General features: G+C 74.4%; 27 protein-coding genes and 1 pseudogene. 18 read left to right on the top strand and 10 right to left on the bottom strand.

Annotation, left to right across the window (positions count from 1 at the left end):
* The first annotated feature begins 58 nt into the window (after positions 1 to 58).
* A complete protein-coding gene (trxA, locus tag ABD335_RS08030; protein ID WP_344321414.1) occupies positions 59 to 439 on the top strand; it encodes a thioredoxin in 381 nt (126 codons plus the stop codon).
* A gap of 54 nt (positions 440 to 493) precedes the next feature.
* Here trxA and ABD335_RS08025 read toward each other — a convergent pair whose 3' ends face one another.
* Entirely contained in the window at positions 494 to 1,384 is an 891-nt protein-coding gene (locus ABD335_RS08025; RefSeq protein WP_344321413.1) for a universal stress protein, read from the bottom strand.
* A 387-nt stretch (positions 1,385 to 1,771) separates the two neighbouring features.
* Between ABD335_RS08025 and dhaK the strand changes: the two genes are divergently transcribed.
* From dhaK to ABD335_RS07985, 8 genes are all read left to right on the top strand, one after another.
* Entirely contained in the window at positions 1,772 to 2,764 is a 993-nt protein-coding gene (gene dhaK / locus ABD335_RS08020) for a dihydroxyacetone kinase subunit DhaK (RefSeq protein WP_344321412.1), read from the top strand.
* Between the two features lie 95 nt (positions 2,765 to 2,859).
* Positions 2,860 to 3,486, top strand: coding sequence for a dihydroxyacetone kinase subunit DhaL (gene dhaL, locus ABD335_RS08015; RefSeq protein ID WP_344321437.1), 627 nt, complete (start codon positions 2,860 to 2,862; stop codon positions 3,484 to 3,486).
* On the top strand, positions 3,483 to 3,902 hold the full coding sequence (gene dhaM, locus ABD335_RS08010; RefSeq protein WP_344321411.1) for a dihydroxyacetone kinase phosphoryl donor subunit DhaM: 420 nt from the start codon (positions 3,483 to 3,485) through the stop codon (positions 3,900 to 3,902). The genes dhaL and dhaM overlap by 4 nt, the downstream gene beginning before the upstream one ends.
* 87 nt (positions 3,903 to 3,989) lie before the next feature.
* Positions 3,990 to 4,448 (top strand): RrF2 family transcriptional regulator, encoded by a 459-nt coding sequence (locus ABD335_RS08005; RefSeq protein WP_344321410.1) that lies wholly within the window; start codon positions 3,990 to 3,992, stop codon positions 4,446 to 4,448.
* A gap of 159 nt (positions 4,449 to 4,607) precedes the next feature.
* The gene (locus ABD335_RS08000; protein ID WP_344321409.1) at positions 4,608 to 5,558 is read left to right on the top strand and encodes a sulfite exporter TauE/SafE family protein; all 951 of its coding nucleotides are present in this window, start codon (positions 4,608 to 4,610) and stop codon (positions 5,556 to 5,558) included.
* Between the two features lie 427 nt (positions 5,559 to 5,985).
* Positions 5,986 to 6,069 carry a putative leader peptide gene (locus tag ABD335_RS07995; RefSeq protein WP_344321436.1) on the top strand — a complete coding sequence of 28 codons (84 nt, stop codon included), beginning with the start codon at positions 5,986 to 5,988 and terminating at the stop codon, positions 6,067 to 6,069.
* A 243-nt stretch (positions 6,070 to 6,312) separates the two neighbouring features.
* Positions 6,313 to 6,882, top strand: coding sequence for an NADPH-dependent FMN reductase (gene ssuE / locus ABD335_RS07990; protein WP_344321408.1), 570 nt, complete (start codon positions 6,313 to 6,315; stop codon positions 6,880 to 6,882).
* Positions 6,883 to 7,063: 181 nt separating this feature from the next.
* Positions 7,064 to 7,561, top strand: coding sequence for a winged helix-turn-helix domain-containing protein (locus tag ABD335_RS07985; protein ID WP_344321407.1), 498 nt, complete (start codon positions 7,064 to 7,066; stop codon positions 7,559 to 7,561).
* Here the strand turns inward: ABD335_RS07985 and ABD335_RS07980 are convergent.
* Positions 7,528 to 8,055: a hypothetical protein gene (locus ABD335_RS07980; RefSeq protein ID WP_344321406.1), complete on the bottom strand. Its 528-nt coding sequence runs from the start codon at positions 8,053 to 8,055 to the stop codon at positions 7,528 to 7,530. The genes ABD335_RS07985 and ABD335_RS07980 overlap by 34 nt on opposite strands.
* Positions 8,049 to 8,591, bottom strand: a complete 543-nt coding sequence (locus ABD335_RS07975; RefSeq protein WP_344321405.1) for an ATP-binding protein — start codon at positions 8,589 to 8,591, stop codon at positions 8,049 to 8,051. Before ABD335_RS07975 ends, ABD335_RS07980 begins: the two co-directional genes overlap by 7 nt.
* A gap of 137 nt (positions 8,592 to 8,728) precedes the next feature.
* Here ABD335_RS07975 and ABD335_RS07970 point away from each other — a divergent pair, with 137 nt between their 5' ends.
* The 3 genes from ABD335_RS07970 (at position 8,729) to ABD335_RS07960 (ending at position 10,853) form a co-directional block, all read left to right on the top strand.
* Positions 8,729 to 9,589 carry a helix-turn-helix domain-containing protein gene (locus ABD335_RS07970; RefSeq protein WP_344321404.1) on the top strand — a complete coding sequence of 287 codons (861 nt, stop codon included), beginning with the start codon at positions 8,729 to 8,731 and terminating at the stop codon, positions 9,587 to 9,589.
* Position 9,590: 1 nt separating this feature from the next.
* Positions 9,591 to 9,827 carry a DUF397 domain-containing protein gene (locus tag ABD335_RS07965; protein ID WP_344321403.1) on the top strand — a complete coding sequence of 79 codons (237 nt, stop codon included), beginning with the start codon at positions 9,591 to 9,593 and terminating at the stop codon, positions 9,825 to 9,827.
* A 189-nt stretch (positions 9,828 to 10,016) separates the two neighbouring features.
* The gene (locus ABD335_RS07960; protein ID WP_344321402.1) at positions 10,017 to 10,853 is read left to right on the top strand and encodes an SAM-dependent methyltransferase; all 837 of its coding nucleotides are present in this window, start codon (positions 10,017 to 10,019) and stop codon (positions 10,851 to 10,853) included.
* A 61-nt stretch (positions 10,854 to 10,914) separates the two neighbouring features.
* Here the strand turns inward: ABD335_RS07960 and ABD335_RS07955 are convergent, their stop codons facing one another.
* Positions 10,915 to 11,178: a hypothetical protein gene (locus tag ABD335_RS07955; RefSeq protein ID WP_344321401.1), complete on the bottom strand. Its 264-nt coding sequence runs from the start codon at positions 11,176 to 11,178 to the stop codon at positions 10,915 to 10,917.
* A 334-nt stretch (positions 11,179 to 11,512) separates the two neighbouring features.
* Here ABD335_RS07955 and ABD335_RS07950 point away from each other — a divergent pair, with 334 nt between their 5' ends.
* Complete coding sequence (locus ABD335_RS07950; RefSeq protein ID WP_344321400.1) at positions 11,513 to 12,205, top strand: lysophospholipid acyltransferase family protein; 693 nt, start codon at positions 11,513 to 11,515, stop codon at positions 12,203 to 12,205.
* 12 nt (positions 12,206 to 12,217) lie between these two features.
* Here ABD335_RS07950 and ABD335_RS07945 read toward each other — a convergent pair whose 3' ends face one another.
* From ABD335_RS07945 to ABD335_RS07935, 3 genes are all read right to left on the bottom strand, one after another.
* Positions 12,218 to 12,361: a hypothetical protein gene (locus ABD335_RS07945; RefSeq protein ID WP_344321399.1), complete on the bottom strand. Its 144-nt coding sequence runs from the start codon at positions 12,359 to 12,361 to the stop codon at positions 12,218 to 12,220.
* Between the two features lie 137 nt (positions 12,362 to 12,498).
* The gene (locus tag ABD335_RS07940) at positions 12,499 to 13,224 is read right to left on the bottom strand and encodes a hypothetical protein (protein ID WP_344321398.1); all 726 of its coding nucleotides are present in this window, start codon (positions 13,222 to 13,224) and stop codon (positions 12,499 to 12,501) included.
* Positions 13,225 to 13,878 (bottom strand): RNA polymerase sigma factor, encoded by a 654-nt coding sequence (locus ABD335_RS07935; RefSeq protein ID WP_344321397.1) that lies wholly within the window; start codon positions 13,876 to 13,878, stop codon positions 13,225 to 13,227.
* A gap of 386 nt (positions 13,879 to 14,264) precedes the next feature.
* On the opposite strand from ABD335_RS07935, the gene ABD335_RS07930 reads away from it, so the two are divergent.
* Complete coding sequence (locus tag ABD335_RS07930) at positions 14,265 to 15,086, top strand: SAM-dependent methyltransferase (RefSeq protein WP_344321396.1); 822 nt, start codon at positions 14,265 to 14,267, stop codon at positions 15,084 to 15,086.
* A 337-nt stretch (positions 15,087 to 15,423) separates the two neighbouring features.
* The gene (locus ABD335_RS07925) at positions 15,424 to 17,145 is read left to right on the top strand and encodes a SpoIIE family protein phosphatase (RefSeq protein ID WP_425583566.1); all 1,722 of its coding nucleotides are present in this window, start codon (positions 15,424 to 15,426) and stop codon (positions 17,143 to 17,145) included.
* 188 nt (positions 17,146 to 17,333) lie between these two features.
* Here the strand turns inward: ABD335_RS07925 and ABD335_RS07920 are convergent, their stop codons facing one another.
* A complete protein-coding gene (locus ABD335_RS07920) occupies positions 17,334 to 18,572 on the bottom strand; it encodes an MFS transporter (RefSeq protein ID WP_344321395.1) in 1,239 nt (412 codons plus the stop codon).
* 72 nt (positions 18,573 to 18,644) lie between these two features.
* Here ABD335_RS07920 and ABD335_RS07915 point away from each other — a divergent pair, with 72 nt between their 5' ends.
* The 3 genes and pseudogenes from ABD335_RS07915 to ABD335_RS07905 all read left to right on the top strand — a co-directional run bounded on the left by ABD335_RS07915 (position 18,645) and on the right by ABD335_RS07905 (position 20,993).
* Entirely contained in the window at positions 18,645 to 19,403 is a 759-nt protein-coding gene (locus tag ABD335_RS07915; protein WP_344321394.1) for a DeoR/GlpR family DNA-binding transcription regulator, read from the top strand.
* Positions 19,400 to 19,900, top strand: a pseudogene (locus ABD335_RS07910) (HAD family hydrolase); the annotation flags it as partial. The gene ABD335_RS07915 and the pseudogene ABD335_RS07910, both read left to right, overlap by 4 nt.
* A 160-nt stretch (positions 19,901 to 20,060) precedes the next feature.
* On the top strand, positions 20,061 to 20,993 hold the full coding sequence (locus ABD335_RS07905; RefSeq protein WP_344321393.1) for an amidohydrolase family protein: 933 nt from the start codon (positions 20,061 to 20,063) through the stop codon (positions 20,991 to 20,993).
* Between the two features lie 75 nt (positions 20,994 to 21,068).
* Here the strand turns inward: ABD335_RS07905 and ABD335_RS07900 are convergent, their stop codons facing one another.
* Positions 21,069 to 22,304: a glycerate kinase family protein gene (locus ABD335_RS07900; protein ID WP_344321392.1), complete on the bottom strand. Its 1,236-nt coding sequence runs from the start codon at positions 22,302 to 22,304 to the stop codon at positions 21,069 to 21,071.
* Between the two features lie 104 nt (positions 22,305 to 22,408).
* Entirely contained in the window at positions 22,409 to 23,830 is a 1,422-nt protein-coding gene (locus tag ABD335_RS07895; protein ID WP_344321391.1) for an SLC13 family permease, read from the bottom strand.
* Positions 23,831 to 23,835: the final 5 nt, after the last annotated feature.

The following is a 23,835-nucleotide window of genomic DNA, read 5'->3' as shown; positions in this document are numbered from 1 at the left end:
CGTTCCGGTGTTCATTCCCTCACGGGGGCATCGACCGAGACTCCCCGGAAGGACTCGCATGAGCACCGTCGCCCTGACCGCCGCCGACTTCGAGAAGACCGTCACCGAGAACGACATCGTCCTCGTCGACTTCTGGGCCTCCTGGTGCGGCCCGTGCCGGATGTTCGCCCCCGTCTACGAGAACGCGTCCGAGACCCACTCCGACATCGTCTTCGGCAAGGTCGACACCGAGGCCGAGCAGGCCCTGGCCGCCGCGGCGGACATCACCTCGATCCCCACCCTGATGGCCTTCCGCGAGGGCGTCCTGGTCTTCGCCCAGCCCGGCGCCCTGCCTCCCCAGGCCCTGGACCAGGTGATCACGGCCGTCCGCGAACTGGACATGGACGAGGTGCGCGCCTCGATCGCCGCCCAGGGCGCCGGAGGCCCGGCCGAGGCGTGACCGACGCCGGCCGGCCGCCCCGGACCGGCCGCGCCCGGGCGAGCGAGCGGCGCCTCACCGCCGCGCTCCCGGGTTCCGCACCACGGCGACGGGGCAGTGCGCGTGGTGGAGGACGGCCTGGCTGACCGAGCCCAGCAGCAGTCCGGAGAAGCCCCCGCGGCCCCGCGCCCCGACCACCAGCAGTCGGGCCTCCCCACTGGCCTCGATCAGCGCCTGGCGTGTGCGGCCCTGCACCAGTCGGCGGTGCACGGTGACGTCGGGGTGCTTCGCCTGCCACCCGGACAGCGCCTCGGCCGCCACCCGCTCCTCCTCGTCGCGGAGCATGTTCTCGTCGTAGACGAGGGGAAGCGGGTCTCCCGGTCCGCCGGTGGCCGGGCCCGTCCAGTTGTTCCAGGTGTGGAGGGCCACCAGGTCGACGCCCCGCAGTGACGCCTCGGCGAACGCGAACCCCACCGCGGCCTCGCCCGCCGGGGAACCGTCCACCCCGAGCAGGATCGGGCCCGTGGGCTCCGCCCTGCCGCGCACCACCAGGACCGGGCAGCGGCCGTGCGCCGACAGGTGCACGGCGGTCGAGCCCAGCAACAGCCCCGTGAAGCCGCCCAGCCCCCGGCTGCCGACCACGACCAGGGCCGCGCCGCGCGATCGGCCCTCCAGTACCGTCAGCGGCTCTCCGGCGACGATCTCGCCGTCGACCTCGATCCCCGGTTCGGCGGTGCGCGCGTGCTCCACCGCGTCGGCCACCAGGCGCTCGGCCATGGCGCGCAGCCCGCCGTCGGGCGGGCCCAGCGGCGACGGGCCCAACGGCACGTGCACGGCCGGCCACAGGAAGGCGTGCACCACCCGCAGCCCCACCCCGCGCAACCGCGCCTCGCGGGCCGCGACGGCCACCGCGTCCAGGCTCGACCGCGAGCCGTCCACTCCCACCACGACCGGTCCGTTCGTCATCGCTCTCCTCGTTTCCGCGTTCCCGCGTTTCCGCGTTTCCGCGCGGTGCGCGCGCCGTCTCGGTCTTCCCGTACCGCTTCCTCCTCCACCTTCTCCCCGTTTCGCTCCGCCGCCATGGGGCCGTACGGTCGACTTCGGAGGGCCGAACGGCCCTCTTCCGCGGGCGTCTGCCGAGAGGAGGTCGCTTGGCGCGTTCTTCTCGCGTCTCCGTGGCGCGCCGTACCTCGCGGAGGGTGATCGGGGGCACACGCGACGCGACGCCGGTCGCCCACGGCGGCGCGGCGACTTTCCCGAGCGGGATCACTCGTTCCCTGACGCCCGGTCAGTAGAGTCGGCCACGGGACCGCCGGAGCCGCCGGCAGCCGCCGAGACCACCCGGAGGTAGTCATGAAGATGCTGATCAACGTGCCGGAGACCGTGGTGGCGGACGCCCTGCGCGGCATGGCCGCCGCCCATCCGGACCTGACGGTCGACGTCGAGAACCGGATCGTGCTGCGCCGGGACGCTCCGGTCGCGGACAAGGTGGGCCTGGTGTCCGGGGGCGGCTCGGGGCACGAGCCGCTGCACGGCGGGTTCGTCGGCCCCGGGATGCTGGACGCCGCCTGCCCGGGCGAGGTGTTCACCTCCCCCGTCCCCGACCAGATGGCACGGGCCGCGGCGGCCGTGGACAGCGGCCGGGGCGTGCTGTTCATCGTGAAGAACTACACCGGGGACGTGCTGAACTTCGACATGGCCGCCGAACTGGCCGAGGACGAGGGCGTGCAGGTCGCCAAGGTGCTGGTCGACGACGACGTGGCGGTGAGCGGCAGCACCTACACCACCGGGCGGCGCGGCACCGGCGCCACGCTGTTCGTGGAGAAGCTGGCGGGCGCGGCGGCCGAGGCGGGTGCGCCGTTGGAGCGGGTCGAGGCGATCGCCCGGCGGGTCAACGAGTCCTCCCGCAGCTTCGGCGTCGCGCTGGACGCCCCCACGACCCCGGCCAAGGGCAGCCCCACCTTCGACCTGCCGCCCGGGGAGCTGGAGCTGGGCATCGGCATCCACGGCGAGCCGGGGCGCGAGCGGCGCGGCATGATGACCTCCGGGGAGATCGCCGACTTCGCGGTGGACGCGGTGCTGGAGGACCTGCGTCCGAGCCTGCCCGTGCTGGTCCTGGTCAACGGCATGGGAGCCACCCCGCTGTTGGAGCTGTACGGTTTCGCCGCCGAGGTCCACCGCGTGCTGGGCGAGCGCGGGGTGTCCGTGGCCCGTACGCTCGTCGGCAGCTACGTCACGTCACTGGACATGGCGGGCTGCTCGGTGACGCTGTGTCAGGCCGACGAGGAGCTGCTGCGGCTGTGGGACGCGCCGGTGCGCACCCCCGGGCTGCGCTGGGGCATGTGAGGTGGGCGACCCGGGCAGGGACACCGGAGCTCAGGACACCGACAGAGGAGACCGTGGTGACCGTCGCACTGGACACCGATTTCTTCCGCCGCTGGATGTCCGCGGTGGCGGCCGCCGTGGACCGGGAGGCCCAGCGGCTGACCGAACTCGACTCCGCCATCGGCGACGCCGATCACGGCACCAACATGCGGCGCGGCTTCGCCGCCGCCGTGGCCTCCCTGGAGCAGGAGGAGCCCGGCACCCCCGGGGGCGTGCTCGTCCTCACCGGGCGCCGGCTGATCTCCACCGTCGGCGGCGCCTCGGGCCCGCTGTACGGGACGCTGCTGCGGCGCGCGGGCAGGACGCTGGGCGACGCCGGGAGCGTGACCCCCGCGCAGCTGAGGGACGCCCTGCGGACGGGGGTGGACGCGGTGGCGCAACTGGGGTCCGCGGCACCGGGCGACAAGACGATGCTGGACGCGCTGTACCCGGCGATCGAGGCCCTGGGCGCGTCGGGCGAGGGCTTCGAGGCGGCGCGCAGGGCCGCCGAGGAGGGCGCGGTCGCCACCGTGCCGATGCAGGCCCGCAGGGGGCGGGCGAGCTATCTGGGCGAGCGGAGCATCGGACACCAGGACCCCGGCGCCACCTCCTCCGCGCTGTTCTTCGCCGCGCTCGCCGACACCGTCGGGACCACCGGGTCCGGCGGAACGGGGACCTCCGACGGGGTCGGGGAGGCGGCGTGAGCACGGAGGGGGGCGGGAAGCCGCTGGTCGGCGTCGTCCTGGTCTCGCACAGCAGGCAGGTGGCCGAATCCGTCGCCCACCTGGCCCACGGCCTCGCCTCCGGCGGCCCCGCGGTTCCGGTGGCGCCGGCCGGGGGCACCGGGGAGGGCGGTCTGGGCACCAGCTCGGACCTGATCATCGAGGCGGCCCGCCGGGTGGACCGGGGCGCGGGCGTCGCGGTGCTGGCGGACCTGGGCAGCGCGGTGCTGACCGTGCGGACGCTGCTCGCCGAGGGCGATCTGCCCGAGCTCGCCCGGCTGGTGGACGCCCCGTTCGTGGAGGGCGCGGTCGCGGCCGTGGTCACCGCCTCGACCGGGGCGGACCTGGACGCGGTGGCCGCCGCCGCGGCGGAGGCGTACCAGTACCGCAAGGCGTGAGCGCCGCTCCCCGCCGGCCCGCCCTCCCGTTCGAGGGACGGGCGGGCCGGGCGGGCGGGCTGATTCCGGGTGCCGGATAATGCCCGCATGCGGATCTCGGCGAGAGCGGACTATGCGGTACGTGCCCTGCTGGAGTTGGCCGCGGCGGGGGACGAGAGTCCGGTCAAGGCCGAGACGATCGCCACGGCGCAGAACATTCCCCACAAGTTCCTCGAGGGCATCCTGACCGACCTGCGCCGCGGCAGGCTCGTGGTCAGCCGGCGCGGCGGCAGCGGCGGTTACCGGTTGGCCGCGCCCGCGGACACCGTCACCATCGCCGACGTGATCCGCGTGGTGGACGGTCCGCTGGTGTCGGTGCGGGGCGCGCGTCCGCCGGAGCTGTCCTACACCGGTCCCGCGGAAGCCCTGCTGCCGCTGTGGATCGCGCTGCGCGCCAACGTCCGCAAGATCCTGGACGAGGTCACGCTGGCCGACGTGGCCGCGAACCGGCTGCCCGCCCTGGTGCACACCCTGGCCGAGGACCCCGAGGCCTGGACGAACCCGTAACTCCCGCCTCGCGGGAGCCGGTTCGTCCCTCCCTCGTCTCTTCTCCCCCGACACCGTCCACAGTTCGGACTCGGCTTGACCCGGTGCGGGGGCTGCCGCGACAGTTTTCCCTACGAAATCGATAGGAAAACTAGGGAAGACGGGAAGGGTGGGCGCGGCATGCGGACACTGATCGTGCTGGCGCTGGTGGGCCTGGGGGCCCAACTGGTGGACGGCAGCCTGGGGATGGCCTACGGGGTGACCTCCACCACCCTCCTGCTGGCCGTGGGCACCAACCCCGCGGCCGCCTCGGCCACGGTGCACCTGGCGGAGATCGGCACCACGCTGGCCTCCGGCGCGGCGCACTGGCGGTTCGGCAACGTCGACTGGGGCGTCGTGGCGAAGATCGGCATACCCGGCGCCGTCGGGGCCTTCGCCGGTGCCACCTTCCTGTCGAAGCTGTCCACCGAGGCCGCCGAGCCGGTGATGTCGATCGTCCTGCTCGCCCTGGGCCTGTACGTCCTGCTGCGGTTCACCCTCGCCGGGCTCCCCACCGACCGCCTCGGCAAGCCGCTGCGCAAGCGGTTCCTCTCCCCGCTGGGCCTGGTGGCCGGTTTCGTCGACGCCACCGGCGGGGGCGGCTGGGGTCCGGTGGGCACCCCGGCCATCCTGGCCAGCGGCCGGCTGGAGCCCCGCAAGGTGATCGGCTCCATCGACACCAGCGAGTTCCTGGTGGCCGTCGCCGCCAGCCTGGGCTTCCTCACCGGGCTCGGCTCCGCGGGCATCGACGCCTCCTGGGCCGCCGCCCTGCTCGTGGGCGGTCTGATCGCCGCGCCGATCGCCGCGTGGCTGGTCCGCCACGTCCCCCCGCGCATCCTGGGCTCCGCGGTGGGCGGCCTGATCATCGTCACCAACACGCGCACCCTGCTGAACAGCGACTGGATCGGCGCCGGGGACGCCGTCCGGTACCCGATCTACGCCGTCCTGTACGTGCTGTGGGCCGCCGCCCTCGCCCACTCGATCCGCGAACACCGGCGCCTGCCCGCTCCCGAGCCCACGCCCGCCGGCCAGGACCGGATTCCGGCCCAGCGCGGGGAGAAGGAGGAGAGCAGCGAATCGGCGACCATCTGAGCGGCCGACGCGGTGGCGCGGACCGGGGACCGACCGGGCCGCGCTCTCCGCTTTCCCTCCCTCTCCCCGCCCGGCGGGAAATCACCGGCGAGCGGACGACCCACCGCACGGAAATCCCCGCTCCCGGTTCGGAACCCCGGACGGAAAACCATTCGAGGCGCTCGCCGTCCGGTCTGCTTCCGGAATCACCCGACCGGATTTCCCGCATTCCCGGACCGGAATATCCACTCCGCCCGGTTCTTTTCTCCTGCGACGGGCGGGAGGCCAGGCGGCCCGGAGCATCGTCGAGGAAATCGACGGAATCGCCTCCCTCTCCCCTCCCACCGGCTTCTTCCTGCGCTGACGCGAGATCCCCGCCCCTTCCGCGGCGACGGCGTCCGAAAAAGAACGTTGACGTCTTTCGTTTTCGCTGACATTCTTGTTTGCCATGAGGAACGCCGAGATTCTCGTGGCGCGCCTGCATGTCGATCTGCGACGCCATGCCAGCGCGATCTGTGCCGCCGCTCACTGAGCCGCGCCGTCGGCCGATCCTCCCCTTTCGCGCGTACTCTGCGACTCCATGCGCCGTCCGAGATTTCGGGCGGAGATTTTCCGGATTTCCTCGTTCCGACACGGCGGCGCGTCACGCCCGTCCACCGCTCCCCGTCACCCCTGTGCGGAGCGCCTCGGGGACGCGACGGACGCCTCGACCGTGACCGGTCGCTCCGGGAATCCCCACACCGTTTCCCCTTCCTCCCGTGGAGTGAGATCGTCCATGAACCCCATCCTCGCCCTCTCCGGCAGCCCTTCCCGGGTCTCGCGCACCGCGCTGCTGGTCGAGCACGCCATCGCCCGGCTCTCGGCCACCGGCTACGACGCCGAACACCTGGCGATACGCGACCTGCCGGCCGAGGACCTGCTGGCGGGCCGGACCGACACCCCCGAGCTGCGCGCCGCCGTCGACCGGGTCACGGCCGCCGACGGGCTGATCGTGGCCACGCCGGTGTACAAGGCCTCCTACAGCGGTCTGTTGAAGTCGTTCCTGGACCTGCTGCCGCAGTCGGCCCTGTCGGGAAAGACCGTGCTGCCCCTGGTCACCGGCGGCAGCCTCGCGCACGTCCTGGCCATCGACTACGCGCTGCGGCCGGTGCTGGCCGCGCTGGACGCCCGCCACGTGGTGAACGGCTGTTTCCTCCTGGACGGCTCCATCGAACGGCGGCCGGACGGCACGGCCCGCCTCGCCGCCGAGGCGGAACTGCGCCTGTTCGACGTCGTCGACGCCTTCGTCGACTCCCTGCCGCTGAGCACCACGGCCTTCGAGGACGCGGCCGGCTCCCTCCGCTGACGGCGGAGGAGCGCTCGCACACAGCCGTCCCACCGCACCTCCGCCGACGGAGCCCGCGTCCGGACCTCCGGGGGGACGAGGCGCCGCACCACACCCCCGTCGCGGCCCGAGTCCTCCCGCGGGCGCGGTCGCGTCCGGCCGCGCCCGCACCTCCCACCACCCATGCGAAGGATCGATCACGGTGAACCACACCATCACCGTCCCCACCGGCACGAACGACACCGTCGAGACCGTCGACCGACACACCCCGGAACGGCTGGTCACCTATGTGGTGCTCGCCCCCGAGACCGCCCGGGTCTCCGACCTGTTCGCGCAGGACCTCACGGTCCGGCGCGTGGAGAGACCCCGGGCGGAGGAGCCACCGGAGCCGCCCCGCGAACCGTCCTCGGGACTCCACGTCGACCCCGACCGGTACACGGCCTCGATCGACGGTCACCCCCTGGACCTGACCTACCTGGAGTTCGGGCTGCTGGCCCACCTCACGGCCCATCCGCACCGGGTCCACACCCGCGCCCACCTGATGGAGGCGGTGTGGGGCTACGACCACGTGGGCGACAGCCGCACCATCGACGTCCACGTCGCCAGGCTCCGCCGCAAGCTCGGCCCCGTCCACCGGAGCAGCATCGCCACCGTGCGGCGCGTCGGCTACAAGTACGTGCCCGTCGCGCGGAGCGCCTGACGCCCGTCCGCCGTTCGGCGGTGCGCGGCGGGCGCGTTCACCGGGTCGGCGCTCCAGTCCGGGCGGACGCCCAGGGCGTTGCACACGACGATGTAGAGCATGACGGGGTGGGTGTAGGGCACGTCGTCCTCGGGCCAGTGGGCCAGGCACGGCCCGGTACCCGAGGCGCGGGCCGGAACGAGGGCGTCGGGCGCGTAGTGGGCCGGCTCGGGCCAGACGAGGCCGGCGTCGGCCCGGGCGGGCACGATCCACCACCACCGCTCGGCGTCGGCGAACACGCACCCCGTGCGGCGCAGACCGCGCCGGACGCGCGGCCCGAGACCGGCGTCCACCCCGACGGCGTCGTACCCGAGGGGGGCGCGCAGGGCGGACGGCAGCAGCAGGCGTTCGCGAGGACGCTCCGCCGGGGCCTTCCCGCGCGGAGCGCCCGGACCGCCCAGGCGGCACAGTCCGCGCAGACCGCGGGCGAGGAGGCCGGACGAGGGCGTCAGCACGCCGCACCGATCAGGGGCAGACGGGCCCACACCGACCAGCCGCAGCGCCCCTCGGTGTCGTCCAGGCCCCATGCGGTGCTCACCGCCTGGACCAGGAGCAGGCCGCGTCCGCACTCCTCCTCGGGGAGGCGGCCGGTCGCGGCCGGCCGGCCGGGTCGGTGGCCGCGCACCTCGATGGACACCTGCTCGTCTCCCCCTTCCCGGTCCCTGCGGACCTCGCACACCACCGTCTCGCTGCCGGTGTGCACCACCGCGTTGGTGAACAGCTCCGAGACCACCAGGACCGCCGTGTCACGGGCCCGCGCGTCCGCGCCCCAGCGGTCCAGCCGCGCACGGACCCGGCGGCGCGCGACCGCCACGGACTCCGCCCGCGCGGGCAGCGCGAACCTCTCTCGCCGCGGGGTGGCCGCCAGAGTGGTCCCCGCCGGCAAAGGCGCGGGCTCGCCGGCCGGCGCGGCCGGTCCTGTCCTGTGGGGGAGGCGGAGGTCGTGGAGCGTGCAGCACGCACGCGACCTCGACGAGGTGAACCGTGTCACACCGCCAACTATGCGTCCGCCGCGCCCAGTTGGCAAGGGTCACTCTGAAAAGTGCAGAATTGCGGGTGCAGGGTGTTCGCCTCGCGGACGGCATGGCACACTGCGGAACATGGCCAGGAGACCAGGAGAGACGTCCGGTGAGTGAACCCCGGTCGGCCCCGACCGTGGGTCAACTCGTGCTGGGAAGAAGGCTTCAGGACCTGCGCGAGAAGGCCGGCCTGAAGCGCGAGGAGGCCGCCAAGGTCCTCCATGTCGCCTCCGCCACGATCCGCAGGATGGAGACGGCCGAGGTCGCCCTGAAGATCCCGTACGTGCGCCTGCTGTTGGAGGCGTACGGAGTGTCCGGCCCCGACGTCGAGACCTTCGTGGCGCTCGCCGAGGAGGCCAACCGGCCCGGCTGGTGGCAGCGGTTCCGCGACGTGCTGCCGGACTGGTTCAGCGTCCACGTCAGCCTGGAGAACTCGGCGAAGGTCATCCGCGCGTACGAGCCCCAACTCGTCCCCGGCCTCCTCCAGACCGAGGAGTACGCCCGGTGCGTGCTGCGCACCGGAGCCGTGGGACGGACCTCCCCGGCGGAGGTCGAGCGGCACGTGGCGCTCCGCATGGAACGCCAGAAGCTGCTCACCCGCGCCGACCCCCCGCACCTGTGGGTCCTGGTGGACGAGACCGCGCTGCGCCGCCGCGTCGGTACGCCGGACGTCATGCGGGCCCAGATCGACAAACTGCTGGAGGAGAGCGAGCGGCCCAACCTCACCCTGCAGATCGCCGAGTTCTCCGCCGGGTTCCACCCCGGCACCTACGGTCCCTTCGTCCTGTTCCGCTTCGGCCTGCCCGAGCTCCCCGACATGGTCTACGTGGAGTACCTCACCGGTGCCGTCTACCTGGACGAGCGCACCGAGGTCGCCTCCCACCTCGAACTCCTGGACCGCATGTCGGCCCAGGCGGCAACAGCACGACGCACGAGGGAGATCCTCCGGGATCTCCGCAAGGAGCTCTGACATGGACCGCATATACAACGGCATGCGCGCCAGCGACCTCGGCACCGAGGGCTGGCTGAGGCCGTGGAGCGGGGGCAACGGCGGCAACTGCGTGGAGGTCAGGAAGTTGCCCGACGGCCGGGTCGCCCTCCGCCAGTCCACCGACCCCGACGGTCCGGCGCTGATCTACACCCGCGGGGAGATCGACGCGTTCATCCAGGGCGCCAAGGCGGGGAAGGCGGACTTCCTGCTCTCCTGACGCCACCGCACCACCGCACCACACGGGGCTCCCGGTCCGTCCACGGGCCGGGAGCCCCACGGCCGGCTACGCGCGCGGAGCCAGGGCGCGGACGCCGACGCCGACGGCCGGCCACCGCCGCACGACGCGCCGGCGGCCGCGCCCCGGCCCCACCCTGACGACCCATCGGATATTCGGAGGAACAAGCGCATGGCCGACGAGATGAGTTGGACCCGGAACCCCCCGGCCGAGGAACCGGTCGAGATCGACACCTCCGTCCCCAGCATCGCGCGGGTCTACGACGCGATCCTGGGCGGCAAGGACAACTACCCGGTGGACCAGGAGATCGCCGAGCAGGTGGCCAAGGCGTTCCCCGACGGCGGGGAGGGCGCGCGGACCAACCGCAGACTCCTGGTCCGCGCGGTGCGCCACCTGGCCCGCCAGGGCATCGACCAGTTCCTCGACATCGGCTCCGGCCTGCCGACCGCGCAGAACACCCACCAGGTCGCCCAGGAGATCAACCCCCGGGCGAAGGTCGTCTACGTCGACAACGACCCGATCGTGCTCGCCCACGGCCGGGCCCTGCTGGAGAACGACGACCGCACCGTCGTGGTGACCGCCGACATACGCGAGCCCGACGTCCTGCTCGACCACCCGGACGTGACGCGGATGCTGGACCCGGAGCGTCCGGTGGGACTGATCCTCAACGCCGTGGTCCACCACCTCCTGGACGAGGAGGACCCGGTCGGGCTGGTGGAGACCTACAAGGAATGGCTGCCGCCGGGCGGCTACCTGCTGCTGACCCACTTCTGCTCCTCCACACCCGAGGCCCGTGGGCTGGAGGCGGTGCTGCGCCAGGCCCTGGGCCGGGGGCAGTTGCGCAGCATGGCGCAGATCGCCGCCTTCTTCGAGGGGCTGGAGATGGTCGAGCCCGGCGTGGTCTACCTGCCCTACTGGCAGCCCGACGAGCCGGTGAAGGCGCCGCTGGACATCGCCGGCCTGCTGGTCGCCGGCGGCCTGGGCCGCAAGCCGCAGCGACGGGCGTGAGCCGGCGGGACCCCGTGTCCGCGCGGAGCGCCGAGTCGCACGGGCGCGGGGTCCCCCCGCCTCACCGGTCGCAGACGTCCCGGATGTGGTCCAGGAGCTCCGCGAGGGTGTGACGCATGTCCCTCAGCTCCGTCTCGAACTCCTCCAACGACTCCTCCAGGGCGTGGAAGTGGCGCTCGTCGCGGTCGGGCCTCTTCCGCTCCTCTTCCAGCAGGCGCTCGATGTTCGCGATCGCCGTCTCCAGGTGCCCGACGGCCTTCTCCTGACGGCGGGCCGCCCTCCTCAGGGCCTTGCACATGTCCGCGTGCCTCAGTACCTCGGCCATCTCGTCCTCTCCCGCTGCCGGAATCCGGTGACCCCTCCTCTCCACCCTGGGACGCCGGACGGGACCGCGCACGTCCCGGAGGGCGCGGCGGCTCCCCCGTGGGGGTGATCGGACCTCTGTTCTTTCGCTTGGCACACTTTTCTTTCCCCGGGCTCCATCGTCCCGGCCGGCGTACCGGCGGAGGCCGCCCCTCCCCGCCGGGGCGTCCGGGCGACACCGCGTACGGCCGCCGGACGCGGATGAGTACGGCTACTCAGGCGCCCACGGGCGTCTCCGGGCGAGGATCGGACCACCACACCCGTCCGGCGTTCGGAGAACGCAGAGGAGACCCGCCGTGCTCAGCACCGTCGCCCGTACCGTCGTCCCCGCGCTCGGCCGTCTGCGGGTCACCTCCGATCCCGACGCCGACCTCGCCCCCGGCAGCATCGTCGCCGCGAACCACACCTCGCTCGTCGACCCCGGCGTCGTCCTGGCCGCCCTCCACCGCCTGGGCACGGAGCCCGTCGTCCTGGCCACCGCCGGACTGTGGCGGATCCCCGGCCTGCGGCACGCGCTCGTCCGCGAGGGACACGTCCCGGTGCACCGCGGGACCGCCCGGGCCGCCGCGTCGCTGGAGGCCGCCGCCGCCGCGCTCGCGGCGGGGCGCGTGGTCCTGATCTACGGGGAGGGGGGCCTGCCGCGCCGCACCGACGCGGGCGAGGCGGAGCCCGGCCCGTTCCGCAGCGGCCTGGCCCGGCTGGCGCTGGCCACGGGCGCCCCGATCGTCCCGCTCGGGCAGGCGGGGTCGCGCCGGATCAGCTCCGGGTCCACCGTCAAGCAGGTCGCCGGGTTCGTCACCGCGCCGCTGCGCCGTCCCGACGTCCATGTCCACGTCGGGGCGCCCGTCCGGCTCTCCGGCGACGTCGTCACGGCCACCGCGCGGGCCCGTCGGGCGGTCGTCGACGCCTGGCGGATCGCGGCGCACCGGGCCGGGCACCTCCCCCACACGGAGAGCCTCTCCGGTGCGGACCTCGACGTGACCGCCTGAGCGGACGGCTCGTCAGCCCCTTCCCGGAACGGGCGTCGTCCACTCCAGGGCACGTCGGCACGCCCCCGGCAGCGCCTCGTCGACGGCGACGTCGCGGTCGCCGACGTCCCCGATCGTCCCGTCCGGGCCGTCGGGGACGCAAGGCCTCTCCAACACGGCGGCCGGGTGCGGCACGGCGCGCGCTCGTCCGCTTGGCACACTTTTCTTCGATGGCGCGGCACAGGCCACAGCCCGGCGGCGCGCTCGCCGGCTGCCCGGTGGGCACCGTCCGCCCTCGGGTCGCCCGCGCCCCTCTACTCCGGACGGAGGCCGGCGATCTCGGCGGGCAGTCCGGGATCGGGCTGGGGGATCTCCCCGAAGTCCTCGTCGTCACCGGCGACGCGCAGCCGGTTGACGACGGCCTCCACCGCGGGCGGCAGTCGCAGGTGCCGCCCGCGGTGGCACTGGCGGAGCAGACTCCGGCGGATCGCGTCCGGCAGGAGGAATCCGTTCAGGCCCGGCACGGAGGCCGCGGGGGCGCGGCGGGCGCTTCCCAGTCGGGCGGCCTGGTCGCGCCAGTGGTCGGCGTCCCGGAACTCCGCCAGGCGCCGGTGGTGGAGGTAGAGGCAGAAGGCCGCGGTGCGGCTGCCGCCGCCGGCCGCGAACTGCCACCAGAACTGGGCCGCCTCGCGGTGGCCGACCAGATGGAGCAGACAGGCGAAGACCAGCGCCCCCTCGGGTTCCACGCGCCGGTGGTCGACCAGCCGCGCGAGGCTCTCCGCCGCCCCGGGCGCGCCCACGACCAGGGAGACGGCCAGGTCGAGGTCGTGGGCGGCCTGTTCGTGGACGGTGCGGTAGCGCCACGCCCCGGACCCCGGCGCGGACGACGGGCACCGCGGTGCCGGGTGCCAGGCGTCGGCCGGGCCGCGGGCGATGCGTTCGCGGGCCGCGGCGGAGTCGTAGTCGTCGTACTCCTCGCCGAGTACCTCCGCGTCCTCCAGCAACGCGTCGATCGTCCGGTGCTCGTCGGTGCCGCGCACTTACCTCTCTCCTGTCCTCTGGTCCCGTCGCAGGTTCAGCCGGGCCGCCAGTTTCCTCTTGGCGTGCCGCACGTGCGACCGCAGAGCGGCCCGGCCGCAGCCCAGGTACTCGGCGACCTGCTCGTCGGTGCAGCCCAGGACGTACCGCAGGACGATGACGTCGTGCTGCCGCTCGGGCAGCTCGGCTATGGCCGAGTACAGGCCGATCCCTCTCTCCAGCGCCGCGTACTCGTCGTACTCCTCGTGGGGGCCGTGTCCGCCGTGGTCGCCGTACGCGCCGTACTCGTCCCGCAGTTCGGGCAGCAGGCGCGCGGTGCAGGCCGCGTCGAAGGCGGCCGTCTCCGTCAGGGCCGGTTCCCGGTCGTGTTCGGTCAGCCAGTCGCGGATGTGCTCCTTGAGAACCGCCCAGGCGTACGCGGCGACGGACTCCTGTTCCAGCACGTGGCTCCAGTCGCGCAGCAGCCTGTGGCATGCGGCCTCCACGACCGCCTCCGCGGCGGCTCGGCCGCCGACCTGGGTTCGGGCGTACCGCAGCCACAGTCTGTGGTGGTACTCGTGGAAGGCGTCGAAGGTCAGGGCCATCCGCCGGTGGGAGGTGGGCGAGTGCGGGGGGTTGTCGTCCACGTCGATGGGGACGTTGTCGGGTGTGTTCACCGCGGGTTGTTCCCGGCTCCGTGAGTCTGCTGGTCGGGTCTTCGGTCACGGGTTCCTGGTTCGCCGGCCGCCGCGACGCTCCGTCACGAGGACGGTCGCCGGCGCGGCGCGGCCTCCGTCCACCGGCCGATCGGATCGCGGGTGCCGCCGAAGGCGATGTGAAGCGATGGTGCGTGGAGCTTTCCCGAAGCGATGAGGCGATTGTCCTCATGGCCGGCGGAGGAGACGGTACAGTACACCGTCGATCCCCAACCGGCCATGGTGCCACGCCAGTTGGGCCCCGAGCGAACGGCCGGACCGGCAGCGGGACGGGCCGCGCGCGGCGCGGGCGAGGCCGCGGCCGGCCGTGGGGACGACGACGGACCGAGACGGAAGGCGGGATCGGGGTGTCCGACGCGGTGGCCGACGACGGCGTGATCGACCTGGAGTTGGACCGGGCGCACTCGGCCCGCATGTACGACTACTACCTCGGCGGTCACACCAACTTCCCCGCCGACCGCGAGGCCGCCGGACGGGCCATGGCCGTCTTCCCCTCGATCCTGGTCACCGCCCGCGCCAACCGGCGGTTCATGCACCGTGCCACCCGTCACCTCGCCCGTGCCGGGATGCGCCAGTTCCTCGACGTCGGCACCGGCATCCCCACCTCGCCCAACCTCCACGAGGTGGCCCAGGAGGTGGCGCCCGAGTCGCGGGTGGTCTACGCCGACAACGACCCCATCGTCCTCGCGCACGCCCAGGCCCTGCTGCGCAGCCACCCCGCCGGGCGCACCGCCTACGCCCACGCCGACGTCACCGACCCGGCCGCGCTGCTGGACGCCCCCGAGGTGCGCGAGACCCTCGACCTGGACCGGCCGGTGGCGCTCAGCCTCAACGCGCTGCTGCACTTCGTGCCCGGCCGGACCCGCGCGCACGAGATCGTCGAGTTCCTCAAGGACGCCCTGCCGTCGGGCAGCACCCTGGCCATCAGCCACGTCACGCCCGATTTCGACCCGGAGGGCATAGCGCGGCTCACCGAGGCCTACCGCGCCGCGGGAACGCCGGGGCAGGCCCGCACCCGGGAGGAGTTCACCCGGTTCTTCGACGGCTGGGAGCTGTTGGAGCCGGGCGTCACCACCTCCCACCGCTGGCGGCCCGACCCCGAGGACGAGCCCGGCAACATCACCGACGCCGAGGCCGCCTGCTACGCCGCGGTCGCCCGCAAGCCCTGAGCGGTCCCGCCGGCCGCCCGCGTCGGGAAGCGGGCGGCGAGCCGGCGCGGGAACCGCCCGCCGGGCCTCCGCCGACGCACCGGGGACCCGCGCGCCCGGCGGCGCTGCGCCTCGGAGCGGCTCCGCCCTCCCCGACGCGCCACGGCGGCCGTACCGGCTTGGCGTCCGTGGCGGGCCTCCTCGCGCCGCGCCGGCGGGGCCGGCGACCCGCCCCGTGCGCCCCGTCGCGACCGCCCCGGTCCCGGCCCCGAGGCGAAGACGAGCACCGTCCGATCGTGGTCGGGTTCGTGGGAGGGTAGACAGCGAGAGACGGAGGGCGGACCGAGGAGGTTCGGGAGTGATCGTCCAGAGGACCGGCGAAAACGCCGGGCAGCAGCCCGCCGAGGCGGCGGAGCGGCTGCTGCGCGGACTGCCGGACATTCCCGACGCCGGGGTGTGCGTGGTGGACGACCAGGGGCACATCATCGGGGTGAACCACCGGGCCGAGACGCTCTTCGCCAGGCCCGCCGAGGAACTCCTCGGCCAGGACGCCCACAACCTGCTGCACCGGGACGACCGCGGGCAGACGCTGCCCCGCGCCCGGTGCCTGATGTTGCAGGCGTTCCTCAGCGGCCGGACGGCACAGGGCGAGCGGGAGTGGTTCGAACGCGGGGACGGCTCCCTGCTGCCGCTGTCCTGGCTGCTCACCCCCTGCCGGCTCGGCGAGGAGGCGATGGGCGCCGTGGTGCTGCTCCACACGCCCTCTCCCCACGAGGTCGTCGGATGGGAGCCCGGCGACCCCGCCGCGCCGCTGTCGGAGCTCGACCGCCTGGCCCTGCTCGCCGAGACGACCACACGGCTCACCTCGACCCTGGACGTCGAGGAGGCGCTGCACCGGCTGGTGGCGCTGGTGGTGCCCCGCCTGGCGGACTGGGCGGTGGTGGACCTGATCACCGAGAAGGCCGAGGTGTGGCGCACCGCCGTGGTGCACCACGAGGACGGCGCCCTGGTGCACCGGGAGGATCTGGAGGGGCCGATGCCGCCGGTCCCGCAGGAGTCCCCGATGCCCCTGTCACGGGCGCTGCGCGGGGCGGCGTCGGCGCTGGTGGGTCCCGAGAGGTACCAGGGCACCCCGGACTCGGGCATCGCGGTCGTGCAGCGCGAGCTGTTCCGGGCGACCGGCATGCACTCCGCGGCCATCGCGCCGATCCGCGGTCTGCGGGAGGTGCTCGGGGCCCTCACCCTGGGCCGCTCCGAGCAGCCCAGGGCGTTCACCCCCGCCGAGCTCTCGCTGCTCGACGACATCGCGCGCCGGGCCGGGCTCGCGCTGGACAACGCGCGCCTGTACCAGCGGCAGCGGCGGGTCGCCGAGACCATGCAGCGCCATCTGCTGCCCCAACTGCCCCGGGTGCCGGGGCTGGAGATGACCGCCCGCTACATGCCCGCGCCACACGCCTCCCAGGTCGGCGGCGACTGGTACGACGCCTTCGTCCTCCCCGACGGGGCGACCGCCCTGGTGATCGGCGACGTGATCGGCCACGACCTCGACGCCGCGGCCGGCATGGCGCAGGTCCGCAACATGCTGCGCGCCTACGCCTGGTCCCACCAGGAGGCCCCCAGCAGGATCGTCGACCGGCTCGACCGGGCGGTGGTGCAGATAGCCGAGGCGTCGATGGCCACCATGGTCTTCGCCCGGCTGGAGGTCTCCGGGGACGGCCGGTGGGGGCTGCACTGGACCAACGCCGGCCATCCGCCGCCGCTCGTGGTCGGCCACGACGGGCGGTCCCGCTTCCTGGACACCGGGCACGGCCTCCTGCTCGGCACGGGGATCACCCCCTGCCGCACCGACGCCTTCCTCGCGCTGCCGCCCCTGTCCACCGTGGTGTTCTACACCGACGGTCTGATCGAGTCGCCCGGCCGTTCCATCGACGAGGGGCTGGCCCGGCTGCGCCGGCACGCCGCCGCGCTGGCCCACCACCCCCTGGACTCCTTCTGCGACCTGCTCCTCGACCGCACCCGTCCCCCCGACAACGACGACGACGTCGCCCTGCTCGCCCTGCGCGTGCCCGACCGCGGCTGAGGCGCGGTCGGGCACGCCCCGTGCGCGGGGAGTTCCGCGCCGAGCGGCGCCCGCGCCGGGCTCCTCGGGCTCTCGGGGCGGAGGGGACGCGGCGCGCGGAGCGAGCGGAGCCGGAGGTTCCGGCCGTGGACCACCGCCGGCCCTCCGCCGCGCGGCGGAGGGCTCCGGCGGTCGCTCGCCCCCTCCGGTCAGCGGGACGGCGACGACGGCGACGGGGAGGCGGCCTCCTCGGGCAGCGGACCGGTCCCGTCGTCCGGCTCCCCGGTCTCGGCTCCGGCGGGACGCAGCACGTCCGCCTTCCACACGGCGACGAGGCAGAGCGCCACGGGCAGGAAGAAGGTGAGGTTGAGCGGGACGAGGTGGGTCAGCGGCCCGATGACGGCGGGCCCGGCGAGCATGCCGAGGTAGCCGAGTCCGGCGACGCGGGAGACGTTGGCCCCGGCGGCGTCCCGGTCGGCGTGGCCCGCCGCGCTGAAGAGCTGGGGGACGCTGCCGGACAGGCCGATGCCGAACAGCGTCCAGCCGGCCAGGGCCAGGGGGATCCACGGGGACAGCGCCGCCACCGTCAGGCCGAGCGCGGCCGTGGCGGCGCCGTGGCGGACGACGGCCACCGGGCCGAAGCGCGCGGCCACCCGGTCGGCCAGCAGGCGTCCGACGGTCATGGCGGTGGCGAAGGCCCCGTAGGCGAGGGCGGCGGTGGCCTCGGGCGCGCCCAGGACGTCCCGCAGGTGGAGCACGCTCCAGTCGTTGGCCACGCCCTCGCTCAGCATGAGCATCAGCGCGAGCGCGGCCAGCACCCGGATGCGGCGGGGCGTCCGGCGCGGCACCGTCCTCCCCGCCGCGGCGGGGGTCTCCGCCGCGGCGGCGGGCTCGGGACGCAGCAGCGCGGGAGCGGCCAGCACGGAGACGAGCAGGCCGAGGAGCGCCATCGCGCCCAGCGTCCTCGTCGGGCTCCAGTCCCAGCCGAGCGTACGGGCGCCGACCAGCGAGGCGAGGACGCCGCCGATGGAGAAGACGGCGTGGAAGGCGGACATGACGGGCCGCCGGTAGCCGCGCTCGACCTGGACGGCGTGGGCGTTCATGCTCACGTCCAGGCAGCCGTTGCCGAAGCCGAACACCAACAGCGCCGCCCCCAGCGTCCAGGCGTTCACGGCCAGGCCCGGCAGGATCAGGGCGGCGCTGCACAGCGCCGCGCCGGCCGGTACGACGACGCGGGCGCCGAAGCGGTCGGCGAGCGGGCCGGTGAGCCGCATGCCCGTGAAGGCGCCCGCGCCGAGCAGCAGCAGGAGCCAGCCGAGCACCGCGTGGTCGATCCCCACGCGGTGCTCGACGGCGGGGATGTGGACGATCCACATCCCCAGGAGGAAGCCGTTCAGGGCGAAGTAGACGAAGGTGGCCAGCCGGGCGGCCCGTAGGGTTCTTCTCACGGAACGAACATATCCAACATGTTCTCTGTTCGTAAGGTCGGTTTACGAACAGAGATGGTGTTCAATGGATGCGTGGCAAGCACGGATCGACTGAGACGGATCACCGAGGCCGTACGCGAGGCGGGTCGCATCGGCGTCGCCGAGCTGGCCGAGCTCACCGGCGCCTCGGAGATGACCATCCGCCGCGACCTGGAGACCCTGGCCGCCCAGGGGGTCCTGGAGCGCTACCGGGGAGGGGCGAGGAGCCTGCTGCTGCGCGGGGAGGAACCCCCGTTCGCGCTGCGGGCGCAGGAGGGGCGGGAGGCCAAGCGGCGCATCGCCGCGGAGGTCGCCGGGATGCTCTCCGACGGCGAGTCCGTCGTGCTCGACAGCGGCACCACCTGCCTGGAGGTGGCCCGCGCCCTCGAACAGCGCCGTCTGACCGTGATGCCGCTCTCCCTCCACGGCGCCAACGCGCTGGCCGGGGCGCCGCATCTGACGCTGCTGATCCCCGGGGGCCGGCCGCGGCCGGGCGAACTGGCGCTGACGGGCCCGCTCACCACCGCCTCGCTGGCGAGCCTGCGCTTCGACACCGCGGTCATCGGCTGCTGCGGCCTCGCCGCGGCCGACGGGCTGACCGCCTACGACCTGGACGACGCCGCCGTCAAGCGCGCCGCGATCGACGCCTCCCGCCGCGTCGTCGCCGTCGCGGAGGGCGCCAAGTTCTCCCGCACCGCCCTGGCCTTCGTCGCCCCCGTCTCCGCCCTGCACGCCGTCGTCACCGACGAGACCGCCCCGGACGACGAGACCGACGCCCTGGCCGCCGCGGGCGTGACCGTGAGGAAGGTGTGACCCACGCGACCGGCACCGTGCCCTTCGCCCTGTTCGGCGTCATCGCGCGCCACCGGTCCGCGGAGGGCCGGGAACGGCTGGTCCGGACGGCGGGCCTGCCCGCTCCCGCCCCCGCCTTCCGGGAGACCCACCGGGCGCTGCGCCCGCCGTACGACCGCGGGGAGACGACCGGCCCCGACTACCGGCGCCGAGCGGCCGACGCCCTCGGCGCCCGCTTCGACGACCGCCGGATCGCGGAACTCGTGGAGGCCGACACCGCCGGTCGGAGCACCGTCGACGACACCATGGTCGCCCTGGTCGAGGAGCTCGCGGCGTCCGGCCGACGGATCGCGCTGCTGTCCGAGGTCCCGGAGGAGTCGGCCGCCCACCACGAGGCGCACCATCCCCGGCCGCGGCACTTCCGGGTGCGCGCCTTCTCCCGCCGCATCGGCCGCGCCGAACCCGATCCGGACGCCCACCGGTGGTGCCTGGACGCCCTGCGCGCCGAACCGGAGCGCGTCCTGTTCGTCGACGACCGCCACGTCGACGTGCGGGCCGCCGAGGCGACCGACATGCGCGGCCACCTCTTCACCACCCCCGCCCGGCTGGTGGAGGAGCTCGCGCGGTGGGACGCCGACCCCACCGGCCGCCGCCCGCGCGGTGGTTACAGTGGCGGGCATGTCACACGAGACCGAGCGCGCCCGGGGGCGGGAGACGGCCCCGGACGGGGAGCGGGCCGAGGAGGAGCGGGCCAGGGTCGCGGAGTTCCGGCGGCGGGTGGGCCTGACGCACCTGATCGACGTCCACACGCACTTCATGCCGCAGCGCGTGCTGACGAAGGTGTGGGCCTACTTCGACGCGGCCGGGCCGCTCGTCGGCCGTCCCTGGCCGATCGCCTACCGGGCCGACGAGGAGCGGCGGTTGGAGGTGCTGCGCGCCTTCGGCGTCCGGGCGTTCACCTCCATGCTGTACCCGCACAAGCCGGGCATGGCGCGGTGGCTCAACGACTGGGCCGCCGACTTCGCCGCGCGGACGCCGGACTGCCTGCACACGGCGACGTTCTTCGCCGAGCCGAGCGCGCTCGACGACGTGCGGCGCGCCCTGGGGCAGGGGGCGCGGGTGTTCAAGTGCCACATCCAGGTGGGCGGGTTCGACCCCAACGACCCGCTGCTGGAGAAGGTGTGGGGGCTGCTGGCCGAGAGCGGGGTCCCGGTGGTGACCCACTGCGGATCGGGGCCGGTGCCCGCCGCCCACACCGGGCCCGGACCGATCGCCGTGCTGCTCGCCGGGCATCCGCGGCTGCGGCTGGTCGTCGCGCACCTGGGGATGCCGGAGTACACCGAGTTCCTCGATCTGGCCGAGCGCCACGAGAGGGTCATGCTGGACACCACCATGGCGTTCACCGGGTTCACCGAATCCGTCGCGCCGTTCCCGCGGAGCGAACTCCCCCGCCTCGCCGAGCTGGGGGACCGGGTCCTGCTCGGCACGGACTTCCCCAACATCCCCTACGGCTACGCCGAGGCGCTGGAGGCGTTGGAACGGACCGGCCTGGGCACGGCCTGGCTGCGCGCGGTCTGCCACGACAACGCGGCGCGGCTGTTCGGGCTCTGACGGCGGCCGGACCCCGACGGCGAGGCGCCCCGGCGGCCGGCCACCGCGCGGCCCGCGCCGCGCGCGGAGGCGCCGTCACCGCCCTCCGAGGTCCGGAAGCGCGGCCACCCGCGGCGGGGCGGCCGTCCCGGCCGCGTCGACGGGCGCCGCGTCCACGGGTGCCGCCGCGCGCATGCCCATCAGCACCATCCGCAGCGCCCGCTCGGTGGCGTCGGCCAGGAACTCCGCACCGCGCAGCAGGGCCTCCGCCAGGGTGACCGGTGCGGGCAGGATGCCGCTCCACGCGTCCACGCCCGCGCCGCGCACCTCGTGGGCGCCCTCCCCGAGGGTGCCGGCGAGGGCGAGGACCGGGCGTCCGGCGCGTTTGGCCCGCCGGGCGACCTCGGCGGGAACCTTGCCCCGCGGCGTCTGGCTGTCCAGCGCGCCCTCCGCGGTGAGCACCAGATCGGCACGGGCCAGCCGTGCGTCCAGGTTCACCTGGTCGAGCAGCACCTCGAAGCGGGGCGCGAGCGTCGCGCCGAGCGCGGCGAGCCCGGCGCCGAGACCGCCCGACGCGCCCGTGCCCGGGCCCAGCCGCAGGTCCGTCCCGGTGGGAGCGAGGTCCCTCTCCAGCACCGCGGCCCACTGTTCCAGCCCCGCCGCCAGCTCCTCCACCCGCGCCGGGGTGGCTCCCTTCTGGGGTCCGAAGACGCGCGCCACGCCGCGCGGCCCGCACAGCACGTTGAAGGGGTTGCAGGCGACCAGGATCTCGGTGGCCGCCGTCCGCGGGTCGAGCCCGGAGGCGTCGATGCGCCGCAGTCTGGACAACTCCCCTCCTCCCCGGGGGAGTTCGCGTCCGTCGCCGTCGAGGAGGCGGACGCCCAGGGCCTGGAGGGCGCCGGCGCCGCCGTCGGAGGTGCCCGAGTCCCCGCAGCCGACCAGGATGCGCCGGGCGCCCTCGTCGAGCGCGGCGCGGATCAGTTGGCCGACCCCGTAGGTGGTGGTGGCGCCCGGGTCGCGCAGCGCGGGCGGCACCAGGGACAGCCCCGCCACCGCCGCCATCTCCACCACCGCCGTGCCGTCGGGCAGCAGGGCGATGTGGCTCGTCAGCGGGGTGCCGACCGGGCCGGTGGCGCGGACCGGCAGCAGCCGGCCACCGCTCGCGGTCGCCAACTCCTCGGCGGTGCCCTCGCCACCGTCCACCAGGGGGATCAGGTCCAAGGACGCGCCGGGCAGCACCCGGCGCGCCCCGGTCGCGATGGCCTCGGCGGCGGCGCGGGCGGACAGCGATTCCTTGAAGCCCGAGGGGGCGATGGCGATGTGTCGGATCATCGGGGACTCCTTGGCACGGGTTCGGCACGGATTCGGCACGGGTGTCGTGAGGACGGGTTCGGCGCGGGTGTCGTGTGACGTCGTGGGGACGCCGTGGGGCGCGGTCAGGAGGCGGTGACGGCCACGCCCAGCGCGGGCCAGACGACCAGGGCGAACACCAGCACCAGCGCCGCGCTCAGCGGGGCCAGCACCGCGGACATGCGCAGCAGGTCGCGGGGGGTGTACGTCGGTGTCCCGGAGGGGACGTCGGCGAAGAGCGCGACCGGCTTCGCCGAGGCCGGCAGGGTGTGGCAGAAGCCCGCGGCGGCCGTGGAGGCCAGCGCCGCGGCCACCGGGTTCACCCCGGTGTCCACCGCCGCCACGACCACCAGCGGCACCAGCACCGCGGAGCGGGCCGAACGGGACTGGATCAGCAGGTGCGCGACGGTGCTCACCACGACGATCGCGGCGAGGAACAGCCACGGCGGCACGTCCTCGGGCAGCCCCCGCGTCAGCCAGGCCGCCGCCCCGGAGTCCGCGAGCGCCACGCCCATCGCCATCGTGGCCGCCATGAACAGCAGCAACGACCACGGCACGGTCTTGAGCGCGTCCTTCAGCCGCACGGTGCCCAGCGCGGGGGACGCCGCGACGACCGCGCCGATCAGGGCCACCACGGCCGGGGGCACGCCGTGCAGCGACTCGCTGCTCCACAGCACCACCACCGTGGCCAGCAGCAGCACCACCCGGCTCTCCCCCGCGGAGAGCGGCCCGGTGACCGGGTGCGCGCTGTGCGCCTGAACGTCCTCGGCGGTGATCCGGATCGGTCCGCGCCGGTCCTCGCGCCGGGTGGTGGTCGACAGCACCACCTCGGCCGCGACATGGGAGGACACCACCGCGAGCGGCAGTCCCAGCAGCAGCCATTCGGTGAAGCCGATCCGGACGGCGGTGGCCTCCTCCAGCACCGAGACCGTGATGAGGTGCGCGCCCGCCCCGATCAGCGTGGCCACCGCCGACAGCAGGATGACGGTCGGGAAGAGCAGGGCCAGCATGACGACCAACCGTCTCCGCTCCGCCAGGACCTTCGCCATGGCGAGGAACACCGGCAGGGCGAGCGCCGCCCGGCCGGAGGTGGACGGCACCGCGAAGGCCGTCGCCACCAGCGCCGCGGTGGTCAGGTGGACCAGTTGACGCACCGACCGCGCCCCGGTGACCAGGAACACGGCGCCCCGTCCCGCGAGCCCGCTGCGGGTCACCGCGGCGGCCAGCACGAAGGCGCAGATCAGCAGCCAGACGGTCTCGTCGCCGAGGGTGCCGAACAGGGTCTCGCTGCTGATCACGCCGACCGCGGTGAGGGCCAGGCCGGCGCCGAGCGCGATGTACGTGTCGTCGATCCGGGTGCCCACCCACGCGCAGGTGGCGAGGGCGAACACGGCGAGGGTGATCCGCGCGTCGCCGCTCAGACCGGGCAGGGCCGTGGGAACGGCGAGCACGGCGATCAGGCTCAGGGCCACGCAGAGGGTCACCGCGCGGCGGGGCGTCAACGTCATGCCGT

Source organism: Streptomyces macrosporus (assembly GCF_039533145.1).
Classification (GTDB): domain Bacteria; phylum Actinomycetota; class Actinomycetes; order Streptomycetales; family Streptomycetaceae; genus Streptomyces; species Streptomyces macrosporus.
This window is presented reverse-complemented; position numbering and strand designations above follow the sequence as displayed.

Coding starts and splice junctions, on each gene's coding strand:
- trxA (WP_344321414.1), top strand. CDS start 59: ATGAGCACCGTCGCCCTGACCGCCGCCGACTTCGAGAAGACCGTCACC.
- ABD335_RS08025 (WP_344321413.1), bottom strand. CDS start 1,384: ATGACGAACGGACCGGTCGTGGTGGGAGTGGACGGCTCGCGGTCGAGC.
- dhaK (WP_344321412.1), top strand. CDS start 1,772: ATGAAGATGCTGATCAACGTGCCGGAGACCGTGGTGGCGGACGCCCTG.
- dhaL (WP_344321437.1), top strand. CDS start 2,860: ATGTCCGCGGTGGCGGCCGCCGTGGACCGGGAGGCCCAGCGGCTGACC.
- ABD335_RS08005 (WP_344321410.1), top strand. CDS start 3,990: ATGCGGATCTCGGCGAGAGCGGACTATGCGGTACGTGCCCTGCTGGAG.
- ABD335_RS08000 (WP_344321409.1), top strand. CDS start 4,608: ATGCGGACACTGATCGTGCTGGCGCTGGTGGGCCTGGGGGCCCAACTG.
- ABD335_RS07995 (WP_344321436.1), top strand. CDS start 5,986: ATGAGGAACGCCGAGATTCTCGTGGCGCGCCTGCATGTCGATCTGCGA.
- ssuE (WP_344321408.1), top strand. CDS start 6,313: ATGAACCCCATCCTCGCCCTCTCCGGCAGCCCTTCCCGGGTCTCGCGC.
- ABD335_RS07965 (WP_344321403.1), top strand. CDS start 9,591: ATGGACCGCATATACAACGGCATGCGCGCCAGCGACCTCGGCACCGAG.
- ABD335_RS07960 (WP_344321402.1), top strand. CDS start 10,017: ATGGCCGACGAGATGAGTTGGACCCGGAACCCCCCGGCCGAGGAACCG.
- ABD335_RS07955 (WP_344321401.1), bottom strand. CDS start 11,178: ATGGCCGAGGTACTGAGGCACGCGGACATGTGCAAGGCCCTGAGGAGG.
- ABD335_RS07905 (WP_344321393.1), top strand. CDS start 20,061: ATGTCACACGAGACCGAGCGCGCCCGGGGGCGGGAGACGGCCCCGGAC.
- ABD335_RS07900 (WP_344321392.1), bottom strand. CDS start 22,304: ATGATCCGACACATCGCCATCGCCCCCTCGGGCTTCAAGGAATCGCTG.
- ABD335_RS07895 (WP_344321391.1), bottom strand. CDS start 23,830: ATGACGTTGACGCCCCGCCGCGCGGTGACCCTCTGCGTGGCCCTGAGC.